This is a genomic window from Microcella humidisoli, assembly GCF_024362325.1.
Taxonomy (GTDB): Bacteria; Actinomycetota; Actinomycetes; order Actinomycetales; family Microbacteriaceae; genus Microcella; species Microcella humidisoli.
Window position 1 is genome coordinate 1,692,527 of the sequence record NZ_CP101497.1, and the last position, 14,400, is coordinate 1,706,926.

Below are 14,400 nucleotides of genomic sequence, written 5' to 3' on the forward strand. Positions count from 1 at the left end.
CCAAGAGGTGGAGTCGCTCACGTGCTGGCCCTTCGTCGTCGCCTGAGGTCTGCTCGGAACGTATGGTGTCACACTCGTCTAGGCTGGGGCCAAACACGAACCGGAGGTCGCCCGATGACCGCGCGCATCCTCGTCGTCGATGACGACGCCGCCATCGCCGAGATGATCGGCATCGTGCTGCGCGGCGAGGGCTTCGAGCCCCACTTCTCGTACGACGGCGCCGCCGCGCTCGAGTCGTTCGCGACCGTCAAGCCCGACCTCGTGCTGCTCGACCTCATGCTGCCGGGCATCGACGGCATCGAGGTGTGCACTCGCATTCGCGAGTCGAGCGGCACGCCTATCATCATGCTGACCGCGAAGAGCGACAGCACCGACGTCGTGCGCGGGCTCGAGAGCGGCGCCGACGACTACGTCGTCAAGCCCTTCAACCCGAAAGAGCTCGTCGCCCGCATCCGCACCCGGTTGCGGCCGAGCACCCAGTCCGACGTCGAGCGGCTGCCGATCGGCGACCTCATCATCGATGTGACGGGGCACGAGGTGACGCGCGACGGCACCTCCATCTCGCTCACGCCGCTCGAGTTCGACCTGCTGCTCGCCCTCGCGATGAAGCCGAACCAGGTCTTCACGCGCGAGATGCTGCTCGAGCAGGTGTGGGGCTACCACTACAAGGCCGACACGCGGCTCGTCAACGTGCACGTGCAGCGGCTGCGGGCGAAGGTCGAGCTCGACCCCGACAACCCGAGCATCGTCATGACGGTGCGGGGCGTGGGCTACCGGGCCGGCGCGGCCCGCTGAGGGCGAGTCGGCCCAGCCCATGCCTCCGTACACCTGGCGCAGCCTCGTGCAACGGGCGCGCCAGCTCTGGCGTGGCTCGCTGCAGCTGCGCACGGTGGCCATCACGGTCTTCTTCTCGACCATCGCGGTGACGATCATCAGCGGCTACATGTCGATCAGCATCGCCACCAACCTCTACGACGCGCGCAAGAGCCAAGCCATCGCCGAGGCGCGGCAAGCCACGGTGACGACGCAAGATCTTTTCGACAGCTCGGTGACACCGAATGGCACGATCGACGTCGAGGCGGTGAACCAGACAGCGGTCACCACCATCCGGAGCGTGGCGTCGAGCCCTGGCGGCACACAGTTCGCGATTCTTCGTACACCGGGCCAGACCACGGCAGTGACGATGACGCCCCGAAGCACGGGCGGACTCGACATCAGCGTGATCACGCCAGAATTGCGCGACCAGGTCGCACAAGACGACGGCCTTCTGTACACCCAGGCGGTGTCGCTCGACGGCGAGGACGCCCTCGACCCGGGCCTCGTCGTCGGCAGCGTGTTCGAGGTGCCGACCGCCGGGCAGTACGAGCTGTACCTGGTGTACAACGTGCGCGACGTGCAGCAGACCCTCGACTTCGTGCAGCAGACCCTCGTCATCGGCTCGCTGCTGCTCGTTGCCACCATCGGTCTCGTCACCTTCCTCGTCACGCGGCTGGCCATCAACCCCGTGCGGGTCGCTGCCGAGACGGCCGAGAAGCTGGCTGACGGCCAGCTCGAAGAGCGCATCCCGGTCAGGGGAGAAGACGTCATCGCGACCCTCGGCCGCTCGTTCAACCGCATGGCCGACAGCCTGCAGCGGCAGATCACCCAGCTCGCCGCCCTCTCGCGCGTGCAGCAGCGTTTCGTGAGCGACGTGAGCCACGAGCTGCGCACGCCGCTCACGACCATCCGCCTCGCGGGCGACGTGCTGTACGAGCAGCGCGACCAGTTCAACCCGACGACCGCCCGCACGGCGGAGTTGCTGCACGCGCAGGTCGACCGCTTCGAGGTCATGCTCGCCGATCTGCTCGAGATGAGCCGCTACGACGCCGGCGCCGTCGAGATCGACACCGAGCCGACCAACCTCGTGCGCCTCGTCGAAGAGTCGCTCGAGGCGATCCGCCCGATCGCCGAGGAGCGCGGCAGCGAGCTGCGGCTCGTCGCCCCCGGCGGGTACTTCGAGGCCGAGGTCGATGCGCGGCGCATCCGCCGCATCCTGCAGAATCTGCTCGGCAATGCCGTCGACCACGGCGAGGGGCATCCGATCGTCGTCTACGTCGACAGCGACCGCGAGGCCGTCGCCATCGCCGTGCGCGATTACGGCGTGGGCATGGATGCTGCGCAGCTCGAGCGCGTCTTCGACCGGTTCTGGCGCGCCGACCCCTCCCGCCAGCGCACGACGGGGGGCACCGGTCTCGGCCTCGCGATCGCGACGGAAGACGCGCAGCTTCATGGCGGCAACATCGACGTGTGGTCGGTGCCCGGCGAGGGCACGTGCTTCCGCGTGACGTTGCCCCGTGAGCGCGGCGCGACGATCGACCACTCGCCCATCGAGCTTCCTCCGGTCGATCCGCTCGAGCCGGTGCTCGACAGCGGGGGAGGTGATGACGATGCGTGAGCGCTCGCGTCACCTGCGCCGGCTGCTGCTCGCGCTCGCCGTCGTCCCCGCCCTGCTGCTGACCGGCTGCGTCTCGGTGCCGTTCTCGGGCGGCGTCGAGCTCGGCGGCGAGATCGACTCGGGCGTCGACGTGGACGTCGACTTCTTGCCCTCCGGCCCCTCGGCGGGCGCGACGCAAGAAGAGATTCTGCGCGACTTCCTCGCGGCGACGACGGCGGCGCAGAACAACTACCGCATCGCCCGCTCGTACTTGGCCGACGACGTCGCCGACGCCTGGAACCCGTACGCGAGCACGCTCGTGCGCAGTCGCGAGGGATCCGTCGAGCGCACGAACGACACGACCCTCACCTACAGTGTTCCGATCGTCGCCGCGGTCGACGAGGTCGGGCGCTACTCGGTCGCCGACGACGCCGCGACGCAGACGCTGCCGCCGTTCCGCTTCGTCGAGCAGGACGGCGAGTGGCGAATCGCCGAGCTCGGCGACGGCATCCTCATCTCGCAGCAGGCGTTCCCGAGCGCGTTCAGCCAGCACGCCCTCTTCTACTGGGACGCCGCCTTCCGCAATCTCGTGCCCGATCTGCGGTGGTTCCCCTCGCGGTCTGAGGTCGCGACGCGCATCGTGCGCGCCGTGCTCGAGCCGCCGACGAGCTGGCTCGGCCAGGGGGCGACGGTGTCGGCGATTCCCGAGGGCACCGCGCTGGCACTCGCCCCCGTCTCGGTGGCCGGAGGCATCGCGCAGATCGACCTCACGAGCGAGGTGCTGTCGCTGAGCGACCGCGAGCGGCAGCGTCTTCGCCTGCAGCTCGCGGCGAGCCTGCGCGCGGTCAGCGGCGTCGTCGGCGTGCAGATCACCGTCGACCAGAACGCGGTCGCCATCCCCGAGTGGACCTCGGGCTCGCCCGACATCGTGCCGCAGGTCGACCCGCGCTTGCTGCTGGGCACGGAGGACCAGTTCGGCTTCGCGACCGGCGGCGAGATCGAGCCCGTCGGCACGCTCAGCGCGCGCGTGCTCGAGCTGGGAGCGACGGCCGTCTCGCTCGCGCCCAGCCAGACGCTGGCCGCGGTGTTGACCCCCGATGGTGTCTTCGCCGTGCGCTCGGGCGACTCGCCCCCCGTGCTGCTCGACGCGCGCGAGCGGCTCGTCGCACCGAGCATCGACGGCTACCAGTTCGTGTGGTCGGCCCCGTCGAGCTCGTCGGCCGAGATTCGCGCGACCGAGCTCGACGGCACCGTGCACGTCGTCGAGGCCGCCCTGCCCGCCGACGCGCGCATCGTCTCCCTCGAGATCTCGCGCGATGACGCGCGCGTGCTGCTCATGCTCGACGGCGCAGGCGGACCGCGCCTCGTGCATGCCGCCGTCATCCGCGACGAAGCGTCGGGCGTGCCCGTGCGGCTCGGCGAGCTGCGCGATCTGCCGCTCAACGGCGACACGGCCGTCGACGCCACCTGGGTCGACGAGGTGCGCGTCGCGTCGGTCACGCGCAGCGATGACCAGTCGCTCGTCGAGCTGCACGAGCTCGGAGGCCGCAGCCGGCCGCTCGGCCTCCCGCCGGGCCCGGTGCAGATCGTTGGCGGCAACTCCGGCGTCGATGGCATTCGCGTGCTCGGCGCCGATGGCATCGTCTTCGAGCCGCGCGGCTCGGGCTGGCAGAACGCGGGGCTGCGCGCCTCGTTCCTCGGCACGCAGCAGTAGGCGCCGTCCCCAGTGCGGTCCGCTCGACCGCCATGGCCGGCGACCTCCTGCCAGAGTGCGCACATGGTCGACACCCGCTCCCTCATCGGCGCGGCGCTCGCCGAGGCCTGGGCGCTCATCGCCCCCGTCTACTGCGCGGGATGCGGTGCTCCCGACCGCGCGCTGTGCGCGGCGTGCGCTCCCGCGCTGCGATCGCGGCTCCGGTGCGCCCCCCTCGAGTCGTCCTCCCGCTCCGCGCTCCCGGTCGGGCCGCCCGTCCTCGCCCCGCTCACGGTCGTGGCCGCCCTGCCCTACGCGGGCGTGGTGCGCGCGACGCTGCTCGGCCTCAAGCACGAGGGCCGCACGGAGCTCGCACGCTCGCTCGCGGCCCCGCTGCGCGACGCCGTCACCGCGGCGTGGAGCGGCTCGGGCGCCGAGCTGCTCGTGCCGGTTCCCGGCTCACGCGCGGGCGCGGCACGACGAGGGTTCGCCCCCGTCGCGCTCATCGCCCGTCGAGCAGGGCTCGCGGTCGTGCCCGCGCTGCGTGCGGCGTCGAGCGCGAGCGAGCAGAAGGGGCTGAGCCTCGACGAGCGCCTCGCGATCGATGAGGGGCGCTGGCGCGCGTCGGACCGCGTGCAGGGCCGCCGCGTGCTGCTCGTCGACGACGTCGTGACGAGCGGTGCCACGCTGCGCGCGGCCGCGCGCGCCCTGCGCGCGGCTGGCGCCGAGGTCGCGGGCGCCGCTGCGATCGCCGCGACGCCGCGTCGACGAGGCGTGTCGAGCATCCCCTGGAGATTCATGGCTGACGATGACTAACGTCCCGGTGACAATGAGCCCGGCGAGGACTACCGTGAGGGAAAGGAGGCGTGACGATCGCCTGACCGACAGGCGACACGCTGACGGCTCAGGAGGTTGACGTGGACATCACCATCACCGGACGCAACATCGGCATCACCGACCGGTTCCGCGACTACGCGACTGAGAAGGCCGAGAAGATCGAGCACCTCGCCGATCGTGCCCAGGTGCTGGAGATCAAGGTCTCTCGTCATCACGAGAAGGGCGGCGGCCGCGCCCCGGATGATCGCGTCGAGATGACGCTCATCGGCCCCGGCCCCGTCGTGCGGGCCGAATCGCCGGGCAGTGACAAGTACGTCGCGTTCGACCTCGCGATCGACAAGCTGCTCGAACGGCTGCGTCGGGCGAAAGACAAGCGCAAGGTGCACCGCGGCAATCACCGGCCGGTCTCGTTGCACGAGGCCTCGGCCGATGGCTTCACCGCCCTCGACATCACGCCGGCCGATCCCGAGATCATCCAGAAGGTCGCGACGGGGGCGATCCCCGTGCAGGAGGCCGTGGAGGAGGCCGAAGAGATCTACTCGCCCGTCGTCGTGCGGCAGAAGGTGTTTCCGGCGGCCGCGATGACCGTCGACGAGGCGGTCGACCAGCTCGAACTCGTCGGGCACGACTTCTTCCTCTTCATCGATGCCGCCACCGACCGCCCGAGCGTCGTCTACCGGCGCCAGGGCTGGAACTACGGCGTCATCGGCCTCGAGGCCGAACAGCCGGTCGCGGCCGCCGCGGGGCGCCGCGGTCGCTGACGGATGCGGGGGCGTCGGTACCGCACCGACGCCCCCGACCGGCTGTCCCGTGTGCCGACTCCGTCGCGCACGGCCCCTGCATGGCCGCACTTGCTAGCATGAGCGAGCCGTGTTCTGCGGCGGTCTGCGGCGTGCCCAGACCCGGCCGCACGGCACCGTGTGCGACCCGACGAGTGGAGTAACCGAAGTGGCGAATGTTCTCGAGCGTGTTCTGCGGGTTGGCGAAGGCCGGTTGCTGCGTCGACTGAAGGCCTACGCCGAAGCGATCAACCAGCTCGAAGATGACTTCAGCGATCTCACCGACGACGAACTGCGCAACGAAACCGTCGAACTGCGCGAGCGCTACGGCAACGGTGAATCGCTCGACGACCTGTTGCCCGAGGCCTTCGCCGCCGTGCGCGAAGCCTCGAAGCGCACCCTCGGCATGCGGCACTTTGACGTGCAGCTCATGGGTGGTGCTGCCCTGCACCTCGGCAACATCGCCGAGATGAAGACGGGCGAGGGCAAGACCCTGGTGGCGACCCTCGCCGCCTACCTGAACGCGATTCCGTCGCGCGGCGTGCACGTCATCACCGTCAACGATTACCTCGCCAGCTACCAGAGCGAGCTCATGGGTCGCATCTTCCGCGCCCTCGGCATGACGACTGGCTGCATCCTCTCGGGCCAGACGCCCGAGGTGCGTCGCCAGCAGTACGCCGCCGACATCACCTACGGCACCAACAACGAGTTCGGCTTTGACTACCTGCGCGACAACATGGCCTGGCAGACCGCCGACATGGTGCAGCGCGGCCACTTCTTCGCCGTGGTCGACGAGGTCGACTCGATTCTCATCGACGAAGCGCGCACCCCGCTCATCATCTCGGGCCCCTCGTCGGGCGAGGCCAACCGCTGGTTTACCGAGTTCGCGCGCATCGCCAGCCGCCTGCAGGCCGGCGTCGACTATGAGGTCGACGAAAAGAAGCGCACCGTGGGCGTACTCGAGCCGGGTATCGAGAAGGTCGAAGACCACCTCGGCATTGACAACCTGTATGAGTCGGCCAACACGCCCCTCATCTCGTTCCTCAACAACGCGATCAAAGCATCCGCCCTGTTTAAGCGCGACAAAGACTACGTCGTCATGAACGGCGAGGTGCTCATCGTCGACGAGCACACCGGCCGCATTCTCGTGGGCCGCCGCTACAACGAGGGCATTCACCAGGCGATCGAGGCGAAAGAGGGTGTCACGGTCAAGGCCGAGAACCAGACGCTCGCGACCGTCACGCTGCAGAACTACTTCCGGCTCTACACCAAGCTGTCGGGCATGACGGGTACGGCCGAGACCGAGGCCGCCGAGTTCATGAGCACCTACAAGCTCGGTGTCGTGCCGATTCCGACCAACCTGCCGATGCAGCGCATCGATCAGTCTGACCTCGTGTACAAGAACGAGCAGGTCAAGTTTGAGCAGGCTGCCGATGACATCGTGCAGCGTCACGCCAAGGGTCAGCCGGTACTGGTGGGCACGACAAGCGTGGAGAAGAGCGAGTTGCTCTCGCGCCTGCTCGCCAAGCGCGGCGTCAAGCACGAGGTACTCAACGCCAAGAACCACGCGCGTGAGGCCTCGATCATCGCGCAGGCCGGTCGCCTCGGCGCCGTCACCGTTGCCACCAACATGGCCGGTCGCGGCACCGACATCATGCTCGGCGGCAATGCCGAGTTTCTCGCCGTCACCGAGATGAACGCCAAGGGCCTCTCGCCCGTCGACACCCCCGACGAGTACGAGGCCGAGTGGGATGCCGTGTTCTCACGCGTCAAAGAGCAGGTCGCCATTGAGGCCGCGAAGGTCATCGAGGTCGGCGGGCTCTACGTGCTGGGCACCGAGCGCCACGAGTCGCGTCGCATTGACAATCAGCTGCGCGGTCGTTCGGGCCGCCAGGGTGACCCGGGCGAGAGCCGCTTCTACCTCTCACTGCAAGACGATCTCATGCGACTGTTCAACGCGGGCGCGGCCGAGGCTCTGATGGGCCGCTCGAACGTTCCCGACGACCTCGCCATTGAGTCAAAGGTTGTCAGTCGTGCCATCCGCTCGGCGCAGTCGCAGGTCGAGGCGCGTAACGCCGAGATTCGCAAGAACGTGCTCAAGTACGACGATGTGCTCAACCGGCAGCGCGAGGCGATCTACACCGACCGTCGCCACATTCTTGAGGGCGACGACCTCAAAGACCGCGTGCAGACCTTCATCGAGCAGGTCGTCACCGAGATCGTCGAGACCCACACCGCGGCGGGCCACAGTGACGAGTGGGATTTCGACCAGCTCTGGACAGAGCTCAAGACGCTCTACCCGATCTCGCTGACGATCGACGAGGTCATCAGTGAGGGTGGGGCCAAGCTCACCCCGGCCTTCCTCATTCGCGAGATCATCAGCGACGCCAAGCTCGCTTATGAGCGGCGCGAAGAGAGCCTGGGCCGCACGGCGACGCGTGAGCTCGAACGCCGTGTGGTGTTGAGTGTGGTCGACCGCCGCTGGCGCGACCACCTGTACGAGATGGACTACCTGAAAGACGGCATCGGTCTGCGCGCCATGGCGCAGCGTGACCCGCTCGTCGAATACCAGCGTGAGGGCTACGCGCTCTTTCAGTCGATGATGAGCGCGATCCGCGAAGACGCGGTCGGCTTCCTGTTCAACCTTGAGGTCGAGGTCACGGGCAGCAAGGGCACCGCGCAGGTCACGGCCAAGGGCTTGAACCAGCCGCAGACGCCGCAGAACCTCAGCTACACGGCGCCGTCGGCCGACGGTGACGTCGAGGTGCGCAACCAGCGCGGCCAGGTGCTGCAGGCGCCGACGGATGCGGCCCGCCAGGCGGCACCGCAGGTCTCTGCCGCATTCGGGGGCCCGGCCGCGGCCCCGGCCGCCGCGCCCACGCGTCGTGCTCCCCAGGGCCAGCCGCAGAACGGGCAGGGCCAGGGGGGCGCGCAGGCGACGGGTGCGTTCGGCCAGAAGACCCCCGCAGCGCCTTCCGGCGCTGCGCCCGTGAACCGCGCCCAGCGCCGCGCGCAGGAGAAGAAGAAGAGCCGCTAGCCGCGCGAGCCCCGATACGGGGTCTCCGCGCCACGCTGCCGTCCGAGAGTCGTCGTCGGTGGCATGAGTCGCCGAATGGTCGGGGACTCATGCCACGAACGCCGGCTCTCGATGAGTCGCCGGGGGCGGCTCAGAGCACGCTGATCGCGCTCGCGCGCCAGCGTCGGTCGAGGCCTTCGAGTCGGATGGCGACGGCACGGGCGCGCGCTCGACTCGTCACGATCACGACCGCCTCGACCACGCCATCGCGCGGCTCGGTCAGTCTCGGTGCCCCCACCGAGAAGGTCGGACGCACCGCCGGGGCACCGCGGGCTGCGCGAGCGCGAGCGCTGATCGAGGCCCGAGCGAGCAGGGTGCGGTACACGTCGTCGGTGACCCACCGCGCGACCTGCTCGAGCTCGCGCGCTCCGGCGAGAATCTCGATCACGCACCGCGTGAGGTTCTCGACGAGCGGCCGCGGATCGGGCAGATCGGCGGTCGAGGTGGGCTGGTAGTCGAAGTACTCCTCATGCGCGATGCGCGCGAGCGAGCCCCGGCCGCGCGGGGGAGCGCCTGGGGCCCGACCGGAGACGGGGGCGGGCTGAGCGAGGGGAGACGCAGCAGCGCCGGACGAAGCAGCGGGGGACGAAGCGGCGATCACGGTCGGCTCCTTCCGAGGGGGAGGCCTCGTGGACGGGGTGTCGATGACGGTGGCCACGCGCGCACGGCGTTCGTGCACGCGGGTGTCGCGGCGGCCCCGCCCCCTCCCCGGACGGTAGACCGATTGGTGCACCCCAGCGGGGCAGCACCACTCAAGCAAAAGATTCCTCATTCGTAAAGAGGAATCCTCGAACTGTGGAGAACTCGGTCGGCGGCGTCGGGGGCCGTCGATACCGTCTCGGCATGCGCTGGGATCACCTCTTCGACGACCTCGCCGGCCAGCTCGAACATGAGCTGCAGGCGGAGCAGGCCGACCTGCGTCACGAGGAGGAGCGGCTGCGCCTCGGTCGCCTCCCGCTGCGCGAGCGGCTCGTGGCTTTGCGAGACGCGGAGGATCCCGCGATGCACAGCATCCGGTGCCGACTGCGGTCGGGGGCCGTGCTGCGCCTCCGCATCCGCACGGTCGGGCGCGACTGGCTCGCGGGCGACATCGAGGAACCCCCGGGTCGCGATCAGGCGATCGTCCCGTTCCTGGCGGTCGATGCGCTGCTCGTGACGCCCGCGCAGGCGGCGCGATCGCTCGAGCCCGTTGTTGAGCGCTCCGAGCTCGCCGCACGGCTCGGCATCGCCTTCCTGCTGCGCGATCTGTGCCGCCGACGCTCAATCGTCATGATCCGCACGCTCGCCGGCGACGTCACGGGCACGATCGACCGGGTCGGGCGCGATCATGTCGACCTGGCCGAGCACGATCGCGATGTGCCGCGCCGGTCGCAGCACGTTCAGCAGGTGCGGGTCATCCCGACCGACCAGATCCTCCTCGTTCGCCTCTGAGCGTTCTCCCGACGCGACCTGCTGCCGGGGCGGCATCCGCTCAGGCGCTGGGGCGGTGCGCTCGACGAGAACCGAACAGCTCGGTGACGTCGGCCTGCTGCGCTTCCTGCCACATGGCGAGCCGCCGAGCCTCGTCGTACTGCGTGGCGATGAACGACTCGAGGGCGCCCTGTTCGATGCGCCACTGTCCGAGCGATCCGAGTCGAAATGCGGGGAGCTCACCGGAGCGGATGAGCTCGAGAACCTCTGCGGCGGTGAGGCGAAGCACCTCGGCTACGTCGGTGAGGGTCAGCAGGTGACCCAGGGGGCTGCTCGCCGCATCCGTCATGCCTCGATTATCGACCGCCCAGGCGGTGTCGACCCCGGATGTGGATAACTGCTCCGGCAGATCCCGGGGAATCGTCAGGATCGGTCGCGTTCCGCTCCGCGAGACCTGGAGGAGACATGCACGACGCCTCGACCCCCACTGCGCCCGCCCCCGTGCGCGCTCGGCGGCGCCCGGACGCCCGGCTCCTCGTCGGCCTCGCGCTCGTGGCGGCGTCCATCGCCGCGGTCGTCGGCATCGTGACCGCGGCCGACGAGGGTGAGGATGTGCTGGCGGCGCCCCGCCTGCTCACGGCGGGCCAGGTGCTCACGATCGACGATCTCGAGGTGCGTCGGGTTGCCCTCGGCGTCGAGGGCCACGGCTACCTGCGTCCCGCCGACGTGCCCGAGGCCGGCATCGTCGTCACGCGCACCGTCGGTGCGGGCGAGCTCGTGCCGATCGCGGCCGTCGGCGATGTTCGCGGGCCGAGCGAGACCACGATCGTCGTCGCCCTGTCGACGGCGCTCGGCGCGACCGTGCGACCCGGGGACGCGCTCGACCTCTGGTCGGCACCCGCGCTCGAGGCCGGTCGGTTCGGGGCGCCCGTCGTCATCGCCCCGGGCACCCTGCTCGTGCGCACGGTGGCGGCCGAGGGGATCGTGGCGGGAACCGAGGCGGGTCGCGTGGAGCTGCTCGTTCCCCGGCGGGATGTGGCGCGCATCCTGCACGCCCTGGCGAACGGCGACGCGCTCTCGGCCGTTCCCGCGTCGCTCGCGATCGGGGGCTGAGGTGCTCGTCGCGATCGCCGTGCCGGGCATGGACGCGGATGCGGTGGAGCTCGCCGTGCTGCGTGCCGGGCACCGGGTCATCTGGCGTGCGCTGGATCAGGACGAAGTACTCGCGCAGCTCGCCCAGCGCGCACCCGACGCGATCTTGCTCGCCGACCATCCCGCGGTCGCCTCGGCCACGGTCGTCGGATCGTGCGACCTGCTCGGGGTGCGCAGCTGCCTCGTCGTCGGCGACGAGTCCCCGCTGTCGGTCGGCGCCCAGCGCCTCGGGCTGCACGACGTGCTGCACATGCGCGCAGACGGGTCGGTCGACGTGAGTCTGCTCGGCGAGCCGCCGCTCGGGCCGATGCCCGCGGGGCCGGAGCCGGCCTCGTCGACGTCGAACGCGTCGATGGCCCCGGATGCGTCGATGGCCCCGGACGCTGCGCCGGCGGGTGCCCGGACACCCAGTGCCCGGCCACCCAGCGCCCCGGCCCTCGATCCGCTCAGGTCGTTCGCAACTGCGATGCCGGCCGCGGCGACGTCGACCGATGCGTCACCACTGCCCGCTGCGTCACCACTGCCCGCTGCGTCACCTCTGACCGCTGCGTCGAGTCCGCGCGGTCCGCGCATCATCACGGTCTGGGGCCCCGCGGGCGCGCCGGGCCGCACGACGATCGCGATCGGACTCGCCGCCGAGCTCGCCGCGCGGGGTGAGGCCGTGTGCCTCATCGACGCCGACACCTATGGCGGCACGATCGCTCCCGCCCTCGGCCTGCTCGACGAGTCGCCCGGCTTCGCAGCGGCGTGCCGGCTCGCCGGGGCAGATGCCCTCACGGCGAGCGAGCTCGACCGCGTCGCGCAGTCGGCGACGGCGGCGGGCGGCATGCCCTTCTCGGTGCTCACCGGGATCGGGCGCCCGCACCGGTGGCCCGAGCTCTCGGCATCGCGCGTGACCACCGTGCTGGAGCACTGCCGGCGCTGGCGGTCGGTCGTGGTCGTCGACGCGGGTTTCAACCTCGAGAGCGATGAAGAGCTCAGCAGCGACCTCCTCGCGCCCCGACGCAACGCCGCGACGATCGCCGCGCTGCGCGCGGCCGACGAGGTCGTCGCGGTCGGTGCGGCCGACCCGCTCGGACTCGCGCGGTTGCTGCGCACGCACGCCGACCTGCTCGAGACGATCGAGACCGCGCACGTGCGCATCGCGGTCAACCGCGTGCGGGCATCCGTGCTCGGCATCGACCCGCACGGGCAGGTGCGGCAGACGCTCGAGCGGTTCGCCGGCATCCGCGACGCCGTACTGATCGATGACGATCGGGATGCGGCCGACGCCGCCGTGCTCACGGCCCGCCCGGCACCGGCAGCCGCGCCCCGGTCGGCGCTGGCCCGCGGCATCGCCGAACTCGCCGACGCGCTCGGGTACGCGCGCGGGCCGGCGACGGGCGCCGGCCCGCGCTGGGCTCGGCGACTCGTGGCCGGCCGCGCGGGCTGACACCGCACCGGCTGAGACCGCGCGGGCTGCACGGCACCGCGCAGCGACTAGCCTGGAGCCGTGTCGACGCTCTCAGATCTGGTGCACGAGCACGGCGATGCCGACGAGGTCGACATCGAGTGGCTGCACCTGCTGCTCGCCGAAGGGCAGCTGATCGCCGACCTCGCCTTCGCCGACATCGTGCTGTGGGTTCCCACGCGCACGGGCAGCTTCATCGCCGTCGGCCACGCGCGCCCCAGCAGCTCGGCCACCCTGTTCTACCGCGACTTCGTGGGGCAGGAGGTCAAGCCCGAGTGGCGGCGTCAGGTGACGCAGGCCGCCGAGACGGCACAGATCGTCGACTCGTCGGCGCCCGACTGGTACGAGGAGACGCCGACGCGCGTGCGGGCTGTTCCCGTCATGCGGCGACCGGGGCGCGGCGGCAAGGGCGTGAGCGAGCATCCCATCGCCATCATCACGCGGCACACCAACCTCAGCGAGGCGCGCATGCCGAGCCGGCAAGAGCTCACCTTCAACGAGTGCGCCAACGACCTGTTCGCCATGATCGCCGCCGGCGACTTCCCCGACCTCGCCGCGCCGAGCGGTCCGCGCCGCGGCGCCCCGCGCGCGAGCGACGGCCTCATCCGGCTCGACCTCGACGGCATCGTCACCTTTGCGAGCCCCAACGGCCTGAGCGCTTTCAACCGCATGGGCTTCGCAGGCGAGCTCGAAGGGCAATCGCTCGCCACGGTCACCACGAGCCTGCTCACCGGGCGCCCGCAGCAGGTCGACGAATCGCTGCCGCTCGTCGTCACCGGCCGCGCGCCGTGGCGCACCGACATCGAGTCGCGCGGGGTCACCGTGACGCTGCGCACGATCCCGCTGCTGCGCGACGGCCGGCGCATCGGCGCCATCATCCTCGTGCGCGACGTCACCGAGGTGCGGCACCAGGAGCGCGAGCTCATCACGAAAGACGCGACGATCCGCGAGATTCACCACCGGGTGAAGAACAACCTGCAGACGGTCGCGTCGCTGCTGCGCATCCAGGCTCGTCGATCGCACGCCGACGCGACACGGGATGCTCTGACGCAAGCCATGCGCCGCGTGGCCGCGATCGCCGTCGTGCACGACACCCTCAGCGAAGGCCTCAACCAGAACGTCGACTTCGACGTGGTGTTCTCGCGCGTGCTCATGCTCATCGCCGAAGTGGCGTCGAGCCACAACACGGTCGTGCGGCCGACGTCGACCGGCAGCTTCGGCATCCTGCCGAGCGAGTACGCCACGCCGCTCGCGCTCGCACTCACCGAGCTCGTCACCAACGCGGTCGAGCACGGCCTGGAGGGCCGGCCCGACGGCGAGGTCGAGATCATCGCCTCGCGCACGGAGACCGCGCTCTCGGTGAAGGTGCGCGACAACGGCGGCGGCATGCCCGAAGGCAAAGTGGGCTCGGGTCTCGGCACTCAGATCGTGCGCACCCTCATTCAGGGCGAGCTCGGCGGCACGATCGACTGGCACACGCTCGAGGGCGAGGGCACCGAAGTGACGATCGACGTGCCGCTGCACTACCTCAAGCGCCGCGCATGACGACGCCCCGGCGTCGCATCACAGCGGATGCAGCGCCGGGGCGTG

At 70.4% G+C, this 14,400-nt stretch carries 12 protein-coding genes; 10 read left to right on the forward strand and 2 right to left on the reverse strand.

The genetic code is table 11. From position 1 onward, the window contains the following. The first annotated feature begins 114 nt into the window (after positions 1-114). From mtrA to secA, 6 genes are all read left to right on the forward strand, one after another. A complete protein-coding gene (gene mtrA, locus NNL39_RS08215) occupies positions 115-795 on the forward strand; it encodes an MtrAB system response regulator MtrA (protein ID WP_255158753.1) in 681 nt (226 codons plus the stop codon). Between the two features lie 19 nt (positions 796-814). After that, positions 815-2,434: an MtrAB system histidine kinase MtrB gene (gene mtrB, locus NNL39_RS08220; protein WP_255158756.1), complete on the forward strand. Its 1,620-nt coding sequence runs from the start codon at positions 815-817 to the stop codon at positions 2,432-2,434. Further along, the gene (locus tag NNL39_RS08225; protein WP_255158757.1) at positions 2,421-4,127 is read left to right on the forward strand and encodes an LpqB family beta-propeller domain-containing protein; all 1,707 of its coding nucleotides are present in this window, start codon (positions 2,421-2,423) and stop codon (positions 4,125-4,127) included. Before mtrB ends, NNL39_RS08225 begins: the two co-directional genes overlap by 14 nt. Positions 4,128-4,190: 63 nt before the next feature. Further along, positions 4,191-4,922: a ComF family protein gene (locus NNL39_RS08230; RefSeq protein ID WP_255158758.1), complete on the forward strand. Its 732-nt coding sequence runs from the start codon at positions 4,191-4,193 to the stop codon at positions 4,920-4,922. 101 nt (positions 4,923-5,023) lie between these two features. Continuing rightward, positions 5,024-5,704 carry a ribosome hibernation-promoting factor, HPF/YfiA family gene (gene hpf, locus NNL39_RS08235; protein ID WP_255158759.1) on the forward strand — a complete coding sequence of 227 codons (681 nt, stop codon included), beginning with the start codon at positions 5,024-5,026 and terminating at the stop codon, positions 5,702-5,704. A gap of 187 nt (positions 5,705-5,891) precedes the next feature. Beyond that, positions 5,892-8,759: a preprotein translocase subunit SecA gene (gene secA / locus NNL39_RS08240; RefSeq protein ID WP_255158760.1), complete on the forward strand. Its 2,868-nt coding sequence runs from the start codon at positions 5,892-5,894 to the stop codon at positions 8,757-8,759. A gap of 130 nt (positions 8,760-8,889) precedes the next feature. Here the strand turns inward: secA and NNL39_RS08245 are convergent, their stop codons facing one another. Continuing rightward, the gene (locus NNL39_RS08245) at positions 8,890-9,399 is read right to left on the reverse strand and encodes an Rv3235 family protein (protein ID WP_255158761.1); all 510 of its coding nucleotides are present in this window, start codon (positions 9,397-9,399) and stop codon (positions 8,890-8,892) included. A gap of 242 nt (positions 9,400-9,641) precedes the next feature. Here NNL39_RS08245 and NNL39_RS08250 point away from each other — a divergent pair, with 242 nt between their 5' ends. Next, positions 9,642-10,229: a hypothetical protein gene (locus NNL39_RS08250; RefSeq protein WP_255158762.1), complete on the forward strand. Its 588-nt coding sequence runs from the start codon at positions 9,642-9,644 to the stop codon at positions 10,227-10,229. Between the two features lie 40 nt (positions 10,230-10,269). Here NNL39_RS08250 and NNL39_RS08255 read toward each other — a convergent pair whose 3' ends face one another. Next, the gene (locus NNL39_RS08255) at positions 10,270-10,557 is read right to left on the reverse strand and encodes a helix-turn-helix domain-containing protein (RefSeq protein ID WP_255158763.1); all 288 of its coding nucleotides are present in this window, start codon (positions 10,555-10,557) and stop codon (positions 10,270-10,272) included. Positions 10,558-10,673: 116 nt separating this feature from the next. Here NNL39_RS08255 and NNL39_RS08260 point away from each other — a divergent pair, with 116 nt between their 5' ends. Genes NNL39_RS08260 through NNL39_RS08270 form a run of 3 tightly spaced genes read left to right on the forward strand, consistent with a single transcriptional unit; the run spans position 10,674 to position 14,355 of the window. Further along, complete coding sequence (locus tag NNL39_RS08260) at positions 10,674-11,321, forward strand: CpaB family protein (RefSeq protein ID WP_255158765.1); 648 nt, start codon at positions 10,674-10,676, stop codon at positions 11,319-11,321. Position 11,322: 1 nt separating this feature from the next. Next, positions 11,323-12,792, forward strand: a complete 1,470-nt coding sequence (locus NNL39_RS08265) for an AAA family ATPase (protein WP_255158767.1) — start codon at positions 11,323-11,325, stop codon at positions 12,790-12,792. A 60-nt stretch (positions 12,793-12,852) separates the two neighbouring features. Next, complete coding sequence (locus NNL39_RS08270) at positions 12,853-14,355, forward strand: sensor histidine kinase (protein WP_255158769.1); 1,503 nt, start codon at positions 12,853-12,855, stop codon at positions 14,353-14,355. Positions 14,356-14,400: the final 45 nt, after the last annotated feature.

What these genes read in the sequence shown, in the direction of transcription:
- mtrA (WP_255158753.1), top strand. Translation starts at nt 115, where the DNA reads ATGACCGCGCGCATCCTCGTCGTCGATGACGACGCCGCCATCGCCGAG.
- mtrB (WP_255158756.1), top strand. Translation starts at nt 815, where the DNA reads ATGCCTCCGTACACCTGGCGCAGCCTCGTGCAACGGGCGCGCCAGCTC.
- NNL39_RS08225 (WP_255158757.1), top strand. Translation starts at nt 2,421, where the DNA reads ATGACGATGCGTGAGCGCTCGCGTCACCTGCGCCGGCTGCTGCTCGCG.
- NNL39_RS08230 (WP_255158758.1), top strand. Translation starts at nt 4,191, where the DNA reads ATGGTCGACACCCGCTCCCTCATCGGCGCGGCGCTCGCCGAGGCCTGG.
- NNL39_RS08250 (WP_255158762.1), top strand. Translation starts at nt 9,642, where the DNA reads ATGCGCTGGGATCACCTCTTCGACGACCTCGCCGGCCAGCTCGAACAT.
- NNL39_RS08255 (WP_255158763.1), bottom strand. Translation starts at nt 10,557, where the DNA reads ATGACGGATGCGGCGAGCAGCCCCCTGGGTCACCTGCTGACCCTCACC.
- NNL39_RS08260 (WP_255158765.1), top strand. Translation starts at nt 10,674, where the DNA reads ATGCACGACGCCTCGACCCCCACTGCGCCCGCCCCCGTGCGCGCTCGG.